The sequence below is a fragment of the Cupriavidus sp. 22TCCZM04-2 genome, assembly GCF_057798895.1.
Genome location: NZ_JBYOJS010000003.1, coordinates 44032 through 60789, shown reverse-complemented (window position 1 = coordinate 60789; position 16758 = coordinate 44032). Strand labels below are relative to the sequence as shown.

Annotated in this window: 17 protein-coding genes and 2 tRNA genes; 7 read left to right on the top strand and 12 right to left on the bottom strand. The window is 65.3% G+C overall.

The features are described from left to right. Nucleotides 1-11: 11 nt before the first annotated feature. Both AC3FKG_RS06140 and AC3FKG_RS06135 read right to left on the bottom strand, forming a co-directional pair. Nucleotides 12-485, bottom strand: a complete 474-nt coding sequence (locus AC3FKG_RS06140) for an SRPBCC family protein (RefSeq protein ID WP_488742683.1) — start codon at nucleotides 483-485, stop codon at nucleotides 12-14. Nucleotides 486-723: 238 nt separating this feature from the next. After that, complete coding sequence (locus tag AC3FKG_RS06135; RefSeq protein WP_483710866.1) at nucleotides 724-2346, bottom strand: DUF342 domain-containing protein; 1623 nt, start codon at nucleotides 2344-2346, stop codon at nucleotides 724-726. Nucleotides 2347-2600: 254 nt separating this feature from the next. Between AC3FKG_RS06135 and AC3FKG_RS06130 the strand changes: the two genes are divergently transcribed. Then, nucleotides 2601-3446 (top strand): class I SAM-dependent methyltransferase, encoded by an 846-nt coding sequence (locus AC3FKG_RS06130; RefSeq protein ID WP_483710865.1) that lies wholly within the window; start codon nucleotides 2601-2603, stop codon nucleotides 3444-3446. On the opposite strand, the gene AC3FKG_RS06125 is transcribed toward AC3FKG_RS06130, so the two are convergent. Beyond that, on the bottom strand, nucleotides 3443-4042 hold the full coding sequence (locus AC3FKG_RS06125) for a DUF1415 domain-containing protein (protein WP_488742682.1): 600 nt from the start codon (nucleotides 4040-4042) through the stop codon (nucleotides 3443-3445). The two genes, AC3FKG_RS06130 and AC3FKG_RS06125, sit on opposite strands and share 4 nt — an antisense overlap. 94 nt (nucleotides 4043-4136) lie before the next feature. On the opposite strand from AC3FKG_RS06125, the gene AC3FKG_RS06120 reads away from it, so the two are divergent. Beyond that, nucleotides 4137-5408: a TIGR03862 family flavoprotein gene (locus AC3FKG_RS06120; RefSeq protein WP_488742681.1), complete on the top strand. Its 1272-nt coding sequence runs from the start codon at nucleotides 4137-4139 to the stop codon at nucleotides 5406-5408. Here the strand turns inward: AC3FKG_RS06120 and AC3FKG_RS06115 are convergent, their stop codons facing one another. Further along, the gene (locus tag AC3FKG_RS06115; protein WP_488742680.1) at nucleotides 5409-7034 is read right to left on the bottom strand and encodes an NAD(P)/FAD-dependent oxidoreductase; all 1626 of its coding nucleotides are present in this window, start codon (nucleotides 7032-7034) and stop codon (nucleotides 5409-5411) included. 122 nt (nucleotides 7035-7156) lie between these two features. Then, nucleotides 7157-7522: a hypothetical protein gene (locus AC3FKG_RS06110; protein ID WP_483710861.1), complete on the bottom strand. Its 366-nt coding sequence runs from the start codon at nucleotides 7520-7522 to the stop codon at nucleotides 7157-7159. Nucleotides 7523-7699: 177 nt separating this feature from the next. Here AC3FKG_RS06110 and AC3FKG_RS06105 point away from each other — a divergent pair, with 177 nt between their 5' ends. Together AC3FKG_RS06105 and AC3FKG_RS06100 are read left to right on the top strand one after the other, a co-directional pair. Beyond that, complete coding sequence (locus AC3FKG_RS06105) at nucleotides 7700-9136, top strand: aminotransferase-like domain-containing protein (protein ID WP_488742679.1); 1437 nt, start codon at nucleotides 7700-7702, stop codon at nucleotides 9134-9136. A gap of 180 nt (nucleotides 9137-9316) precedes the next feature. Next, a complete protein-coding gene (locus AC3FKG_RS06100; protein ID WP_488742678.1) occupies nucleotides 9317-10786 on the top strand; it encodes a sensor domain-containing diguanylate cyclase in 1470 nt (489 codons plus the stop codon). A 46-nt stretch (nucleotides 10787-10832) separates the two neighbouring features. On the opposite strand, the gene lpxO is transcribed toward AC3FKG_RS06100, so the two are convergent. The 3 genes from lpxO to AC3FKG_RS06085 all read right to left on the bottom strand — a co-directional run bounded on the left by lpxO (nucleotide 10833) and on the right by AC3FKG_RS06085 (nucleotide 13637). Continuing rightward, nucleotides 10833-11735: a lipid A hydroxylase LpxO gene (gene lpxO / locus AC3FKG_RS06095; RefSeq protein ID WP_483710858.1), complete on the bottom strand. Its 903-nt coding sequence runs from the start codon at nucleotides 11733-11735 to the stop codon at nucleotides 10833-10835. A 147-nt stretch (nucleotides 11736-11882) separates the two neighbouring features. Beyond that, on the bottom strand, nucleotides 11883-12188 hold the full coding sequence (locus AC3FKG_RS06090; protein ID WP_488675818.1) for a hypothetical protein: 306 nt from the start codon (nucleotides 12186-12188) through the stop codon (nucleotides 11883-11885). 36 nt (nucleotides 12189-12224) lie between these two features. Beyond that, a complete protein-coding gene (locus AC3FKG_RS06085) occupies nucleotides 12225-13637 on the bottom strand; it encodes a DUF2252 domain-containing protein (protein WP_488742677.1) in 1413 nt (470 codons plus the stop codon). Nucleotides 13638-13996: 359 nt separating this feature from the next. Here AC3FKG_RS06085 and AC3FKG_RS06080 point away from each other — a divergent pair, with 359 nt between their 5' ends. Both AC3FKG_RS06080 and AC3FKG_RS06075 read left to right on the top strand, forming a co-directional pair. Then, complete coding sequence (locus AC3FKG_RS06080) at nucleotides 13997-14299, top strand: hypothetical protein (protein WP_488742676.1); 303 nt, start codon at nucleotides 13997-13999, stop codon at nucleotides 14297-14299. Between the two features lie 65 nt (nucleotides 14300-14364). Beyond that, nucleotides 14365-14634, top strand: coding sequence for a hypothetical protein (locus AC3FKG_RS06075; RefSeq protein WP_488742675.1), 270 nt, complete (start codon nucleotides 14365-14367; stop codon nucleotides 14632-14634). A gap of 147 nt (nucleotides 14635-14781) precedes the next feature. On the opposite strand, the gene AC3FKG_RS06070 is transcribed toward AC3FKG_RS06075, so the two are convergent. From AC3FKG_RS06070 to AC3FKG_RS06055, 4 genes are all read right to left on the bottom strand, one after another. Beyond that, nucleotides 14782-14857 (bottom strand) — tRNA-Met (locus AC3FKG_RS06070). Nucleotides 14858-14948: 91 nt separating this feature from the next. Next, nucleotides 14949-15188 (bottom strand): hypothetical protein, encoded by a 240-nt coding sequence (locus AC3FKG_RS06065; RefSeq protein WP_488742674.1) that lies wholly within the window; start codon nucleotides 15186-15188, stop codon nucleotides 14949-14951. A gap of 213 nt (nucleotides 15189-15401) precedes the next feature. Further along, nucleotides 15402-15686: a hypothetical protein gene (locus AC3FKG_RS06060; RefSeq protein WP_483710852.1), complete on the bottom strand. Its 285-nt coding sequence runs from the start codon at nucleotides 15684-15686 to the stop codon at nucleotides 15402-15404. Between the two features lie 281 nt (nucleotides 15687-15967). Beyond that, nucleotides 15968-16044, bottom strand: a tRNA-Arg gene (locus tag AC3FKG_RS06055). A 132-nt stretch (nucleotides 16045-16176) separates the two neighbouring features. Between AC3FKG_RS06055 and greB the strand changes: the two genes are divergently transcribed. Continuing rightward, the gene (gene greB / locus AC3FKG_RS06050; RefSeq protein ID WP_483710851.1) at nucleotides 16177-16743 is read left to right on the top strand and encodes a transcription elongation factor GreB; all 567 of its coding nucleotides are present in this window, start codon (nucleotides 16177-16179) and stop codon (nucleotides 16741-16743) included. The last annotated feature ends 15 nt before the right edge of the window (nucleotides 16744-16758 follow it).

The following is a 16758-nucleotide window of genomic DNA, read 5'->3' as shown; positions in this document are numbered from 1 at the left end:
CGCGATGAACCTTATTTCAGTGACTGCGCATACGCCTCGAGCTGCGCGATGCAAGTCCCCCAGCCTTCGAAGAATCCCATCTCCTCATGCTGGTCGCGCGTCGCCTTGTCCTTGTGCAGGACGGTGGCCACGTAGCGCGTGCCGTCGCCCTCGTCGTCCATGGTGATATAGGCGGTCATCGGCAGCCACGGGTTGTTGGCCGGGCGCCATTGCGCCACTAGCCCGGTGGTCCAGACGATGCGCGAGCGCGGCACCATGTCGAGGAAGACGCCAGGATTGTCGCTGGTTTCGCCGCCAGGGCCGTGCATCAGCGTGTGGAAGGCCCCCCCGGGCACGAAATCGAAAGCGAGGACTTCGGTGGTCCACGGCTTCGGGCACCACCATTCCTTCAGGTGGTTCGGGTCGATCCAGGCTTTCCAGACGAGATCGCGCGGCGCCTTCAGCACGCGGGAAATCGCCAGGTCGAGGTCCTGCTTACTGCTCATCTGGTTCTCCTTGGCATGCACGGGCGGCGTGCAGTAACAGAAAGGCCAGCGCGCGCGCTGGCCTTCGGGGATTCAGTGCCACGTGAGTCGGTTCCGTGTAACGCTTCCACGGATTGCTGATCCGCTTCTGCATTCACTGCCCAACACTAGCCATCGCCTATCCTGCGGCACCCCAGGACACCTCTGCAGCTTAGTACAAATTCCGCCGGACGCCAGCCGCAGGCCGCGGCCATGCCGCTCAGGTCACCGCAATGCGGTCATCGATCAGGCGGATCTGTGCGCCAGGCTTGTCTTCCATCACCTTGAGCACGCGGTTGCCCACCTGCAGCGTCACGCCGCCATGAATGCGGCGGGCGGCGTCGATCACCGCCCCCGCCGCGGGTTGCATCTGCTCGCCCAGCCTGGCGATCTTCTCCTCGAGCTCGAACAGGTCGCGCGACGATTTGAACAGCGTGGCCCGCGCCTTTTCGCGCACGTCGTCCACCGCGCGTTCCGGGTTCTTGGCAAAGAAGGCCACGAGTTGCTTGACCTTGTTCTGCTCCTCGAGCAGACGCCGGCGCCCAGCCTCGAGCGCCGCGCGCTGGGCATCCGCGTACGGGTTCACGCCGACCTGCACGATTGTGGCGGTGCCCGCGGGCGCGCCGAACACCGCCGCACGCACCGCCAGCAGCGCACGGCTGCGGCCGCCGCTGATGCTGCCTGTGCCGCTGGTCCCGCCCACGACGATGCGCTCGCCCGCAGCCACATCGCTCTGGCGGATGCCGCTTTCGACGTTGACCTCCGTGCCTGCCTCGACCACCGCGTTTTCGATGAAACGCGCCTGCACCGCACCCTGGCAGCGCACGCTGGCGCGGCTGATGGTGCCGCCCGGGTCCGCATGTCCGTGTCCGGTCTCGGCCTTGCCGATGATGCCGCCCTTGACCACGATGCTGCCGCCCGCCTCGATCGTCGCGGCTTCGATGACGCCGTCCACGACCACGTCGCCGGTAACCTTCACCGACATGCCGGTGCGGATGTCGCCCGACACCCGCAGCGTGCCATCGAACGCCACATTGCCCGAGTGCAGGTCGACGGATTCCACCTGCACCACCGGGCTGACCGCGATGCCGTGCATGCCCACCACCGGCGAGCCAGCGAGGACGGCGATCAGCAGGTCGGGATCGTTGGGATCGGCCGCGGCACCGGTCAGTCCTTCGGCAAACGGCGTGTCTTCGACGGGGTCGGCGGCCAGCGCCTTGCCAAAAACATCAACGCCGTCGCTGCCGGGCTCGGCCGGAACGCGGCGCATCAGCGGCGTGCCGGGGCTGACCAGCATCAGGTTGCCGAGTTCGCGCAGGTCCATGGGGGCGTCGTCGTCGGCCTGCGCGGGCTTGCGGGGTTGCAGCAAGTTAACGAAGCGCGCCGGCTGGCCTTGCCGCGGGGCGATGCCCGCCGCGATCTCGCGCAGTTCGCAGGCACCCTCCGCAAGGGTGGCTTCCAGGACCAGCGACTGGACCTGGGCCGTCACGCCCCGTTCGGCGACGGCACGCCGGATTTCCACCCCGGTCACGGCGCGGCCGCCTTCGGGCCGCATCAGCGTCAGGCGCACGGACAGGCGATCGTCGCTGATGTCGAGTTCGAACGCACCGTCGATCAGCGCGCCGACCGTGGCATCGATCTCGCGATCGGCTTGCTGGCACTGGCCGAGGAATTTCGCAATGGCGCGCGGGTCCAGCCGCGCCTGCTCCCAGCCATGGCTGGCCAGGCATTCCCGGAACGCGGTGTGGTCCGGAGGCAACCGGCCCGTCTCGGGTACGTAGCGTGCGCGCACCTGCTCGCCCGGCTCACTGAGCTCCAGGCGCAAACCCGACTCGTGACTCATGAGTCCCCCAAATTCGCTTTGTACAGCGGCGCCCACGCGCTGCACCTGATCCAGGCACAGTCAGTCCGGGCCGGTGCGCTCGAGCGCACGTCCGCTTGTTGTCAATCGAATACCTACGGCATCTGGAGACAAAACTTGAGGCAGGGCAAATCGGGGCTTCCATTGACGTCCCGGATGGTATGGCAGACGGGCGCTGCGTTTTCGGTAAACTGTTGGCTTCCGAGGCGTCCGCCGCCTCCCGAATCCCCGCAGTCATGGCAAATACCCACGAAATCCGTCCCGGCCAGTCGATCGAGCTGCTCAAGGAGCTCCATATCCTGACGCGCGACGGCAAGATGAACCAGGACAGCCGGCGCAAGCTCAAGCAGGTCTACCACCTGTTCCAGTTCATCGAACCGCTGCTGCAGGAGGTCAAGTCCGAGCGCGATGCCGTCACGCTGGTCGACCACGGCGCCGGCAAGTCGTACCTGGGCTTTATCCTGTACGACCTGTTCTTCAAGAGCCTGCACGACCAGTCGCACATTTTCGGCATCGAAACGCGTGAAGAACTGGTGCAGAACTCGCAGGCACTGGCCACGCGCCTTGGATTTCCAGGCATGTCGTTCCTGAACCTGTCGGTGGCCGACTCCATCACCTCGCCGGCGCTGCCAGAGACGGTCGACGTGGTCACGGCGCTGCACGCCTGCAACACGGCCACCGACGACGCCATTCGCTTCGCGCTGGCCAAGCGTGCCCGGCACATCGTGCTGGTGCCGTGCTGCCAGGCCGAGGTCGCGAGCGTGCTGCGCAAGAACAAGGGACGCCTGCTGGCCGGCAACCCGCTGACCGAGATCTGGCGCCATCCGCTGCACACGCGTGAATTCGGCAGCCAGGTGACCAATGTGCTGCGCTGCCTGCAGCTGGAGGCGCACGGCTACCAGGTCAGCGTGACCGAACTGGTCGGCTGGGAACACTCAATGAAGAACGAGCTGATCATCGCCCAGTTCAAGGACTTGCCGCGCCGCCGTCCCGCCGAGCGGCTGGACAACGTGCTCGCCACGCTGGGGCTTGAAGAAATGCGCGAGCGGTTCTTCGCCGCACCCGAGCCGGCGACGAACTAAGCGTCCGCCTGGCGCGGCGCCGCGCCATCGTCGCCGGCGTCGTCACCGTCCATCCAGCGCTGCCAACCTTCATGGCCCAGGCGGCGCATGGTCTCCATGTTGCGCTCGTAGATATCGGCCGCGTCGGGAAACGCCGCGGCGGCGCGGGCAATGCTGTCCTCGCGCAGCAGATGCAGGATCGGATACGGCGCGCGGTTGGTGTAGTTCTCGATATCGTCCGGCTCCGTCCCTTCGAACTGGTACTGCGGGTGGAAGCTCGCGATCTGCAGCATGCCTTCCAGGCGCAGGCTTTTGAGCAGGCGCTCGGCGAAGAACAGCAGGTCGTTGAAGTCGAGAAAGTCGGGCACCGCACGGGGCATGATCAGCAGCGTGGTGTCGACCTGTGCGGGGTCGGTCTCCGCCAGGAGCGTCAGCTCGCGCTCCAGCACGTCGAGCACGTCGGGGGCTTCGGTAGCTTCGCAGACCACGTAGCGGACCTGCTCCTTCACATACACGCTCTTGGCAAACGGGCAGAGATTGAGCCCGATGACCGCGCGCGCCAGCCAGTGGCGCGTGGCGGCAATGACGGCATCTTGATCGGTGACGGAAGACGGCATGGCGGCAAGACCGGGACAAAGCACCATTTTAGCGCTGCCGCAGGCTCTATAATCCGCGGCGTAGCACGCCCCTGCCATTCATTCCCGCCTTGCCATGCCGCCCACCGATACGCTTGCCGCCACGCCCACCATCCTGCCGGTTGAAGCCGCGGTGATTGGCGGCGGTCCCGCGGGGCTGATGGCGGCCGAGGTACTGGCTGCACGTGGCGTCCAGGTACACGTATTTGATGCCATGGCATCGGTGGGACGCAAATTCCTGATGGCTGGCAAGAGCGGCATGAACCTCACGCATGCCGAACCGGAACCGGCATTCCTGTCGCGCTACGGCGAACGCACCGCGCAAATCACGCCGATGCTGGCGGACTTTGGCGCGCAAGCCTTGTGCGACTGGGTACACGAACTGGGTATCGAGACCTTCGTCGGCAGCTCCGGCCGCGTCTTTCCCACCGACATGAAGGCTGCCCCGCTGCTGCGCGCGTGGCTGCACCGGCTGCGTGAAGCCGGCGTGCACTTCCATATGCGACACCGCTGGCTCGGCTGGACTGACGATGCGGCGCGCGCGCTGCGCTTTGCCACGCCGCAAGGCGAGCAGCAAGTGCGCGCCGATGCCGTGCTCCTGGCGCTGGGCGGCGCCAGCTGGGCACGGCTTGGCTCCGATGGCGCGTGGGTGCCGTTGCTCGCCCGCCATGGCGTGGATATCGCCGCGCTGCGGCCGGCGAACTGCGGTTTCGATGCCAGCTGGAGCACGATGTTTTCCGAGCGCCATGCCGGCCATCCGGTCAAGCCCGTTGCGCTGGCGGTGACCGATACGCAGGGCAACGCGCACTATCGCCAGGGCGAGTTCGTGATCAGCGCGGCCGGCATCGAAGGCAGCCTGGTGTACGCGCTGTCCGCGCCCATCCGCGACCGGATCGAGCGCGACGGCGAAGCCATCGTCTACCTGGACCTGCTGCCCGATCATGATGCGCAGCGCGTGCTGGCCGAGGTATCGCACCCGCGTGGCTCGCGCTCGCTGTCAAGCCACCTGCAGAGCCGGCTTGGCATTACCGGTGTGAAAGCCAGCCTGCTGCGCGAGTGCCTGTCGAAGGAAGCCATGCAGGACACCGCGACGCTGGCGGCATCGATCAAGGCACTGCCGCTGCGCCTGTTGCGCGCACGGCCGATCGACGAGGTCATCAGCTGCGCGGGCGGCGTGCGTTTTGAAGCGATGAACGCCAGCCTGATGCTGGACGCGCTGCCCGGCGTGTTCTGCGCGGGCGAGATGCTGGATTGGGAAGCCCCGACCGGCGGCTACCTGCTGACAGCGTGCTTCGCGAGCGGCCGCACCGCTGGCCAGGGCGCGGCGCAGTGGCTCGCCGCGCGCTGATCAGCGCCCGTTGACGATGGCCAGCGCCACGGCCTCGGCCACTTCGATGCCGTCGATCGCGGCCGAGTAGATCCCGCCCGCATAGCCGGCGCCCTCGCCGGCCGGATACAGGCCTTCCACATTCACGCTCTGATAGTCCGCCTTGCGCTCAATGCGCAGCGGCGACGACGTGCGCGTTTCCACGCCCGTCAGCACCGCATCGTGCATGGCAAAGCCGGCAATCTTCTTGTCGAGTTCCGGCAGCGCTTCGCGAATGGCGTCGATAACGTAGTCGGGCAGCGCGGTGCTGAGGTCGGTCGGGGTCACACCCGGCTTGTAGGACGGCTCGACCGAACCGAGCGAAGTCGATGCCCGGCGCGCGATGAAGTCGCCCACCAGCTGGCCCGGCGCGTTGTAGTTGCGTCCGCCCAGTTCAAAGGCGCGCTCTTCCCACTTGCGCTGGAACTCGACGCCGGCCAGCGGACCGCCGGGGTAATCCTGCGGCGTGATGCCCACCACGATGCCCGCGTTCGCGTTGCGCTCCGCGCGCTTGTACTGGCTCATGCCATTGGTCACCACGCGGCCCGGCTCCGAGGCGGCGGCCACCACGGTGCCGCCCGGGCACATGCAGAAGCTGTACACCGAACGGCCGTTGCTGCAGTGGTGCACCACCTTGTAGTCGGCCGCGCCGAGCAGCTTGTTGCCGGCGAACTTGCCGAAGCGGCTGCGGTTGATCAGTCCCTGCGGATGCTCGATGCGGAAGCCGAGCGAGAACGGCTTGGCCTCCATGAACACGCCACGCTTGTGCAGCACCTCGAAGGTGTCGCGCGCGCTGTGCCCCACCGCGAGGATGACGTGCTCTGCGGCCAGGTACTCGCCCGTGGACAGTTTCAGGCCACGCAGCTTGCCCTGATCGATATCGAGATCATCGACGCGGGTCTCGAAGCGGACCTCGCCGCCCAGCTCGCGGATCTCGGCGCGCATCTTCTCGACCATGCTCACCAGCCGGAACGTGCCGATGTGCGGACGCGCCTTGTACAGGATGTCTTCCGGCGCGCCGGCACGCACGAACTCGTTGAGCACCTTGCGGCCGTAATGCTTCGGATCCTTGATCTGGCTGTACAGCTTGCCATCCGAGAACGTGCCCGCACCGCCTTCGCCGAACTGCACGTTCGACTCCGGGTTAAGCACGCTCTTGCGCCACAGGCCGAAGGTGTCGCGGGTGCGCTCGCGCACTTCCTTGCCACGTTCCAGGATGATCGGGCGGAAGCCCATCTGCGCCAGGAGCAGACCGGCCAGCAGGCCGCACGGCCCCATGCCGATCACTACCGGACGCGGCGTATTGCCGGCATTGCCGCCCTGCGGCGCCTGCGCAACGAAGTGGTACGCCATGTCGGGCGTCACGCTCCAGTTGGGCTTGCCGGCCATGCGCTTGATGGCGGCGGGCTCGTCCTTCACCTCGATGTCGATGATGTAGGTGAGCTTGATGTCGGAGCGCTTGCGCGCGTCGTGCGCGCGGCGGAACACGGTGTATTGCACAAGCCCGTCGCCCTTCACGCCGATCTGCGCCAGCGCCCCGCGCACGGCGTGGTCGAGATCGTCTTCGGTGTGTTCGAGGGAGAGCTTGAGTTCGGAAAGGCGGAGCATGGAAACCTGCGAGGATGCGGCCACAGTCGTAGCCGGAACGGCCGCGCTATCCGTGCCACGGGGCATCAGGAGCGGACCAGAAAAGGGCAACCGGCCGGGCAAGGCCGGCCGGGTGCGCCATTCTATCGGGTTTCCGCCTTGAAGGGGCCGGTGGTGGCCGCCCAGGCGCGCCGGCGCAGCCATCCGGCCAATCCACGACAGGCGCGTTGCCAGCGTCCCGGCGCGGGCTCCCGCCACATCACCTCGGCCGCGCCGGTGGCCGATACCGTCAGCCAGCCGCGCTCGCCGAGCACAAGCACTCCTCCGGGACTGAGCCGGTGACGCAGGCCCAGTGTGCCGACAGCAGCCCATTGCGGCGGCAGCGCCACCTCGACATGGCCCTCCGCCACGTGGATGACAGTGCCGCGCGAGGCGTGACGCCTGAGGGCCTGACCGGGCCCGAGCGCATAGCGGATCGGAGAAATCGGTGTGGGGATCGAGGCTGGCATGAGCGGCTCCTGGCGTGATTCGGACAGGCACCCAGCGTATCGGCGCCCGTTCATCCCACACAGCCACAGCGATACCGGCCCGGTACCACAACAGTGCAGTTTTTCTTGCTCTGTTACGATGCAGAACCCCACCTTCTGTATCTGTTCGCGCCCCCGCCAGCGGGGCGATCATGCCGTATGGAATCCGCCCCGCTCTACCAGCAGCTCGCAGATCACTACCGCCACGCCATCCATGCGGGCTCGCTGGCGCCGGGGCGCCGCATGCCGTCGGTGCGGGCGTTGATGACCGCTCATGACGTGAGCCTGTCGACCGCGCTGCAGGCATGCCGGCAGCTCGAGAGCGACGGCCTGGTGGAAGCGCGCCCGCGCTCGGGCTACTTCGTGCGAGCAACCACGCCCCTGCGCCTTGCGCCGATCACCGAGCCGGCGGCGACGCTGCCCGATCCGGCCCAGTACATCGGCATGCACCAGCGCATCTCGTCCGTGCTCGCGCGCAGCCAGCAGGACCCGTCCACCTTCAGCCTGGGCGGCGCCCGCGGCGCGCCGTCGCTGTACCCGCTCGCAGCGCTCCAGCAGGCGGCCGGGCGTATCCTGCGGCGCGACGCCACGCTCTTTGGCGAAGCTGCCGTGCCGCGCGGCCACCCGGCCTTGCGCGCGGCGCTGGCCCGGCTGGCACTGCGCAGCCGCTTCACGCTATCGCCGGACGAGGTACTCATCACCCACGGCTGCACCGAAGCGCTGCAACTGGCGCTGCGCGCCGTGGCCGGACCGGGCGACGTGATTGCGGTGGAATCGCCCACCTACTACGGCCTGCTGCAGATCCTGGAAAGCCTGGGCATGCGCGCGCTGGAGATCCCCTGCAGCGCGCAGACCGGCCTCTCGATGGAAGCACTGGAACTGGCCGTGCGCACCTACGACAACATCCGCGCCGTGGTCGCCATGCCCAACCTGCAGAACCCGCTCGGTTCGGTCATGCCCAACGCCCACAAGATCCGGCTGGTGCAATGGTGCGAGAACCACGGCGTGCCGCTGATCGAGGACGACTGCCTGTCCGCAACCGCCGACCTCGACACGCCGCTGGCCGCCGCGAAGGCATGGGATCGCACCGGCAACGTGATCTACTGCTCGTCGGTACACAAGACGCTGGCGCCCGGCGTACGGCTCGGCTGGATCGCCGGAGGCAAATGGCATGCACGCGTGGAAATGCTGAAGTTCGCGCTGTCGCGCCCCAACGAAATGCTGTCTCAGGCGGTCGTGGCCGAATTCATGGCGACGGGCGCGTATGAGCGCCACCTGCGCCGGCTGCGCCTGGCGCTGCGCCAGCAGCGCGAGTGGACGGCGCAGGTAATCGCCGCGACCTTCCCTGCCGGCACACGGTTGACGCTGCCGCGCGGCGGCTTCCATCTGTGGGTCGAACTGCCGGAAGGCGTGTCATCCGAAGCCGTGTTCCAGCAGGCCTTGCGCGAAGGCGTCTACGTGGCACCGGGCCTGATGTTCTCCAACTCCCCGCGCTGCGATGGCTTTGTGCGCATCAACTGTGGCACGCCCCGCTCGGCGCAACTGGAGCGCGCGCTCGGCACCGTGGCGTCGGTCGTTCACCGGCTCGCGGCATAGCCATCGCCGCGCCACCGCGTGCGGTACTCCCCTTTTTGCAACACCGTTCCCCTTTTTCGTTTGCGCTGGCCTATCCTTGCCGCTGGCTTGGCCGACCGGTCCCTGGCGAGTCCGGGACCGTTGGCCATTGCCGCTGCACCCTGCCGATCATCGGGACAACAAGAAGAAGGGAGAATGGCCTTGCGCAGTGCATCCGCGGTGTCGCGCGTCGACGACGACTACCAGAACCTGTTTCAACTGGCGCCGGTCTCGCTCTGGCTGGAAGACTTCAGCGCCGTGCGCGAGCACTTCGAGCGGCTGCGCGCCGAAGGGGTGACGGACTTGCGGGCCTACCTGCGGGCCAACCCGGACGAAGTGGCGCAATGCTCGTCGCGGATCCGCGTGATCGCGGTGAACCGGCGCACGCTGGAGCTGTTTCGCGCCGCCGATCTCGCCGACCTCGTCGGCAATCTCGACACCGTCTTCCGCGACGACATGTTCGACCAGCATGTCGAAGAACTCGGCCAGCTCTGGGATGGCGGGAACCGTTTCGCCAGCCAGACCGTGAACTACACCCTCGACGGCGAGCGCCTCGATATCCGCCTGGAAGCCACCGTCATGCCCGGCCATGAGGCCGACTGGGAACGCGTGCTGCTGTCGATCGAGGACATCACCGCGCGCGTGCGTACCGAGCGCAACCTGCGCCGCAGCGAGCAATACGCGCTGGGCCTGTTCGAGCATTCGCCGGTGTCGCTCTGGGTCGAAGATTTCAGCGCCGTGAAGATGCTGCTCGACGAAGTCCGCGCGGCTGGCATCACGGATTTCCGCACCTTCCTCAACGTGCATCCGGATTTCGTGTCGCGCTGCATGCAGGAAATCCGCGTGCTGGACGTCAACCAGCAGACGTTGCAGATGTTCGGCGCGGCCTCCAAGGAAATCCTGCTCTCGCGCCTGGGCGATGTGTTCCGCGACGACATGCGCATTCACTTTGCCGAGCAGCTGGTCGACCTGTGGCACGAAAAGCTCTGGCAACAGCGCGAGGTCATCAACTACGCGCTGGACGGCCGCTCCGTCGACGTCTTCATGCAATGGTCGGTGTTCCCGGGCTGCGAACAGGACTGGGACCAGGTGCTGGTGTCGCTCACCGACATCACGGCCCGCAAGAAGGCCGAAGCCTATGTGGAGTTCCTGGGCAAGCACGACGTGCTGACCAAGCTCTACAACCGCGCCTTCTACGAAGACGAACTCGCACGCCTGGGCCGCAAGGGCCCGTGGCCGGTCAGCGTCATCGCCGTCGATCTGAACGGGCTGAAAACGGTCAACGACCAGTTCGGGCATGGCGACGGCGACGCGCTGCTGCGGCGCACCGGCGAAGTCCTGAAGAAGGCCGTGGGCGAACAGGCCTGCGTGGCCCGCACCGGCGGAGATGAATTCATGGTGCTGCTGCCCGGCCGCGACGAGCGCGGCGCGGCCACCGTGGTCGAGCAGATCGAACAGGTCGTGGAGCTGAACAACCAGTTCTATCCGGGCACCGGACTGAGCTTCTCGATTGGCGCGGCCACCTGCCTGCAGGGCGAGCGCCTGAGCGACGTCGTGAAGGTTGCCGACAGCCGCATGTATGACGCCAAGCGCGCCTACTACGAAGGCCGGGGGGACCGCCGGCAGGACTAGGCTGGTTCACCATGACAAAAGAGCCGGCGTTTTGCCGGCTCTTTGCTTACAGGTAGATGATCAGCGCGATGCCCGCGATGATCAGGCCGAACTTCGTCACGTAGTACAGCTTGCGGTTCCACGCCTTGTAGCGGCGGCGATATTGCCCGGCCAGCCAGACAAAGCGAAACAGCTTGTTGATCGTGCCGGTCTGGTCGTTCTCGTCATTGGGCGAGCTTGCCGCGGTCATGACCTTGCGGCCCAGCCAGTGATTGATCTTGCTGGCCCAGCCAAAGCGCATCGGGCGCTCGATGTCGCAGAACAGGATCAGCCGGTTGGCGTCGCTCTTGTTCTCGGCCCAGTGCAGGTAGGTTTCGTCGAACACCACGCCCTGCCCGTCGCGCCAGCTGTGGCGCTCGCCGTCGACCTCGATGAAGCAGCGGTCGTCGTTCGGCGTGGCCAGGCCCAGGTGGTAGCGCAACGAACCGGCGAACGGGTCGCGGTGCGGATTGAGCTTGCCGCCCGGCGGCAGTTCCGCGAACATCGCGGCCTTCACGCTCGGAATGCCTTGCAGCAACGCCACCGTCTTCGGGCACAGCGCCTCGGCCGACGGATGCTGGGCTTCATACCACTTCAGGTAGAAGCGCTTCCAGCCGTTCTTGAAGAACGAATTGAAGCCAGCGTCGTCGTTCTTCTCCGCGGCCTTGATCTTGCGCATCGCGGCCAGGGCCAGGCCCTCGTCACGGATCTCCGGCCACGCGGCGCGGATGCGTTCCAGGTCCGGGAAGTTGTCGACCGGGATGTAGGGCGTGCGCGGCACCCCCGAGAACGCGTACATGAAGCAATTGACCGGCGCGACCAGCGCCGAATGGTCGAGCAGCTGTCGCCAGATGCGCAATCTCGCCTTGCCGCGAAAGTGCACATACAGGATGGCGCCGAGATACGCGGCGACGATAATCCACTTGATCACCCGAATTTCTCCCAGGCGGCTATGGGCCCGCGCGCACGGAACGTGCGCAGCCGGGGCCGGAGCCAAAGCGCGTATTTTAAGCGAAATGCGGGGCTTGCCGCACCGTGATAAGGCGGCGGCACATGGCCGTCCCGGACTAGGCGCGGACTAGCCGCGCGACTGGCGCGAAATGCGCTCGATCAGCGCGCGCGCATCGTCGGGCATGCCCTGCAGAGTTAGCAGCCTGGCGTTGAGGACGATGTTCTCCAGCACCAGCTTGGCGGTGGACGCCCACAACGTCGCCAGCTGGGCTTCAGCGGGCATGCCGGAGGCTTCGAGTTCGTTCGAGCGCTCGGCGATGAGCCTGCACGCAAGCTGGCGCAGCGCCGCATCGTCGAACGGCAGGTTGGCGTAGTCGATCGGGTCTTCCTTCTCCACCTCGACCATGAGTTGCATCAGGATGTCTTCGGTCATCGGCAAGCGCTCCTGGCAATCCGCTTCACATCCGCGTCAGACGCGGAAATCCGCAGCCATGTCGACTTCGGTGCGCGCTTCGAGCCGGCCCGAACGGCAGGCGGCCGCGAAGCACTCGTAATCCTTTTCGACCTGGTCGGCATAGCTGTTCGAATAGCCTACCATCACTTCGGCCATGCGGTCGCCGGTGCCGAGATAGCCGCTGATCTCCGCGGCAAGTCCCCCGGACTTGGCATGGGCCCGCGCCAGCACCCAGCCGCAGAGTGCGGCGTATCGGCCGAGGGTCTCGACATCCATCAACTCGAACTGCGGTGCCAGTTTCATGTCGCGCAGTTGCCGGACATAAAAGTGGCGCCCGTAGGGTCCCTTGGTCCACCCCAGGAAGAGGTCGCTGGCGGCCTGCATCAGCCGCTGCCCCTCCACGACACGCCGGCCTTCATGCGACGCCGCCGGACACTTGAAATAGCGCGCCACAACCGAGCGCGTGGCTTCTTTCACTTGCAGGAAGATCGGCTTGCCATGGCTGTCGATCATCAGCTGGATCAGGCACCGCGTGCCGACGCTGCCCACGCCAACCACCTTGAACGCACGGTCGTGGAGCGTGAAATGGCTTAGCAGCCGCCGCCGGTCTGGGGCGAGCGTGCTCAGGTATTCCTGGTAGACCTTCACGGCGACGTCATCGACATTCGTTGCCGTCATCCAGTCGTCGTCGGGGTCGAACAGCGTCTGCTGGCCGCGCACGTGGAAAACCGCCGGCGGGGCATCGAGGATCGTCCACTTGTCCCCGACCAGTTCGGCCAGCTTGGGCAGCAGCGCCTCGCTGGTGCGGTCGGCCGCGCGTTCGATGCCGCGCCGGATACGCTTCTGGATGTCGGGCGACGTCTCCTGTTCCAGCAGGCGATCAAAGGTAATGCGGTCGTACCAGGTCTCGAGGATGCCCATTTCGGAATAGGCCTGCATGCGGTCCTGGTAGCTGCGCACGAGCTGGTAGACCAGATCGTCGGCCACACCCGGCTTGTGCCGAAGATGCCGGGCAGCCACGACAAAGCTGGCGGCCAGGCGCTTGAGATCCCATTCCCATGGACCGATGCTGGTTTCGTCGAAATCGTTCACATCGAACAGCAGCGCGCGTTCGGGCGTGGCAAAGCCGCCGAAGTTGGCGACGTGGCAGTCGCCGCAGATCTGCATGTGCAAGCCGGAATTGGGCGTCCCCGCGAGATCATGGGCCTGCACGATCGCGCTGCCGCGGTAGAACGCAAACGGGGATTCCATCATGCGGCCGTAGCGCAAGGGCACCAGTTGCCGCACGCGGCCTTCGCTGCTGATCTTCAGCAACGCGACCGGATCCCGGTCCACATTGCCGATCGACAAATGCGCGCCGCGCGGCACCTTGCTGCGCACGGACTTGCCGCTCCCGCGCCGATCGCCCAACTCTTCCGTTGTCGCCACGATGCCTCCATGCCGGCAGCACCGGCGATTGCAATTTGTGCAGCATCTGCAACACAAACTAGTGCACGGTCAGGTGCTTGTCAATTTCAGGAGACGTGGAACGCACAGCGCTACGGGTACGGGCAGTTTATGCAGAGCGTCTCAGGGATATCACTCTCTTCCCCGAGCGGCAACAGATGCTACGCTCCCCGCTGCTCCTGGAACCGCCAGGCTAGCAGGTGATGCAGCCCGCACGATCTCGATCGCGGTGTTGCCTATCATGAGTTTTCGCGCCTTTCGCGAGCGCATCGCAAGATGCACTGAACAAAGCGAGTGACATGCAGTCTCACTCACTCGCAATCCAACGAAGAGTCGCGTTCATGACCAAGCGTTTGTTGTCCGCCATGCGTCAGTACGTATGGTTTGCCGGTGTCAAACACCATGTGGTCCAGGGCGTCGAAGCCTTGGCCGAACTGCTCAAATCCCCTTCCGCGGCGGCCCGCGCGGTAGCTGCCGTCATTGCCGAGACCGAACATGGCGTTCAGGTCTGGGTGTCGTACTTCGGCAAGCCGCTGGACCCGCATACGAACTATGTCCTCTGGCCCGCCCGGGCCTTGCGTCCCGCGCGCCGTCGCGTCCAGCCCATTCCGCTCGAATCTATGCGGCGCAGGCGCGACGACTAGTACTGGAAGGGGCTTGCCCCTTCACTACAATGACTTTGTGTCCCCGTCGTCGACAAGGAGCAGACATGCCCGAACCGAAACATGACGAAGCGCTGGTCAACGTTTATCTCGAACGCATTTCGGCGCTTTCAGTCAGCGCATTCGACGGCGCCGATGTCAGCGGCGAACTCGATGAAGTCCTGCGCGAAGCCGCATCGCGCAGCGGCGCGGACAACGGCACGCTGAGCGTGCTGGCGAGTCGCCTGCGCGAGCGCGCGGAGGCCGCCGATCGCGAAGGTCAGCCGCTGGTGCGGGATACCTTTGCGCGCGCCGCCAGCCTGGTTGCATCGAAATAGGACGATGCCTCAGGCATTCACGAGGTACGACCGATTAAGCGCGAACGCGAACGCAAATTGACCGCGCCGTGCTTGACGGTCGAAGCTTTTGAATTGCTTTGGGAAATTTGGCCGAGCGGCCTAAGAAACCAGGAACCTGAAGGGTGTTGGTTGCGGGGGCAGGACTTGAACCTGCGACCTTCGGGTTATGAGCCCGACGAGCTGCCAACTGCTCCACCCCGCGTCTGAGAGGAAAGATTATGCAAGACCCGCGCGTGATTGGCAAGCTTTATTTCTGCTCACGCGCGAATTGCCGCTCTCTACAGCGTGCATCATCATGCGCTGCGGCGCAGCTTGCCTGCGGGTTCTGCTTCGGCAAGCACGGCTTCGATGTATTGATTTACCTGGTCCAGCGCTTCAAGTTTCGTATCAAACGGATGATTGGGAAACGGATTGTGCCGTGGCGCCAGGATCTCGCCGTCCTCTCTCCGGATGATCTCCACCACGATCGACCACTTGCCCTTGGGCAGGCCCGTCACTTCGTAGACGATCTTGTAGCCTTCAAATTCCGGCATGGCATGTACTCCTTTACTGCGTGGCGGACGGGATATCGCCGCCTCCACGTCCAGAGTAGGAGTGCACTGCCAGGTCAAAAATGATCTGCGTCAATGGCCGCCAATCCACGAAGATAGGCACCGGTTATATGCCATTGCGCGCATCGGAATAATTTGAATAGGTGTCGCGCCCGACGCCTGCGGCTGCTTATTCAGCCCACATGTGTCGCGCCGCTATTTGGCCGGTCCGACAATCCTATCCACCAGCGAGTAACCGGCACTGAATGCCGCGACTTCCGCCGCGTGCCGGGTGACGAAAGGCTGCGCGCCGCTAGAGAGCAGCTCCGTGTCGCCCGCATCGGCCGGGTCCATGCCCTCCTGGCAGACACGGACCTCGTAGGCCCAGCGCGGCGATGGCCCCATGCTGACCACGCCTTCACCCCCTTCATGCTGCGGCGTCACGAGCACATAAACATCCATGCCGCGATACGCCTCCACACGCCATTCCGGTTGTGCCATGCCGATCTCCTTGCGCGAAACCATCGCACCTTGTGTCGAGCCTAGGTGCGCGATCGAGCGATCGCAAGGCGGGCGCGGCGATCAGCATGCAGCCATGCCGGTTGCATGGAAGGAAATCTGGATGAAAGGGATTTGTCGCGCGCGAGAGGCGCGCGCGGATAAGACAGGCCGCGACAGCGCGAAAATCAAAGACGCGCGAAAATAGCGCAATGAGGGAAACGTGGAACGGCGGAAATGGAAAAGGGCTTCCGTTTCCGGAAGCCCTTTTCGTACTACATAGGTGGCGCGGCTGGCAGGATTCGAACCCACGACCCCTTGGTTCGTAGCCAAGTACTCTATCCAACTGAGCTACAGCCGCACTCGAGAAAAGAGATTATATCTGAATATTCTTTTTTGGGAACCCCCTCCTGCACTTTTTTTCGTTTTTCTTTCAAGCACGGGTTGCCTGAGTGGTTTTCTATAATGGCAGACCGAAGATGTGATCCCGACCATGAACAAAGCATTTGTCAAAGAATCGTCGGATGACGACGAGGACGATCTCCCCGAAGGCGCTACCCCGCTGCCTGCCGGCGCCAAGAACTACATCACCGAGGAAGGCTACAACCGCCTGCGCAACGAGCTGATGCAGCTGATCGACGTCGAGCGTCCCGATGTCGTGCAGATCGTGTCGTGGGCCGCCTCCAATGGCGACCGCTCCGAGAACGGCGATTACCTCTATGGCAAGAAGCGCCTGCGCGAGATCGATCGCCGCATCCGCTTCCTGACCCGCCGACTGGACAAAGCCGAGGTGGTCGACGCATCCCTGCAGGGTGATAACGACCAGATCTTCTTCGGCGCGACGGTCACCTACGCCACCCAGTCCGGCGAGGAAACGACCATCACCATCGTCGGCATGGACGAGGTGGATCTCGACATGAACCACGTGAGCTGGATCTCGCCGATCGCCAAGGCGCTGATCAAGGCGCGCGAGGGCGACACCGTGGCGCTGCGCACGCCGGCCGGCGTGGAACAGATCGATATCCTGGAAGTCAGCTACCCGCCGCGCAAGGCGGGTTGATCGCTGGCCGGCGGC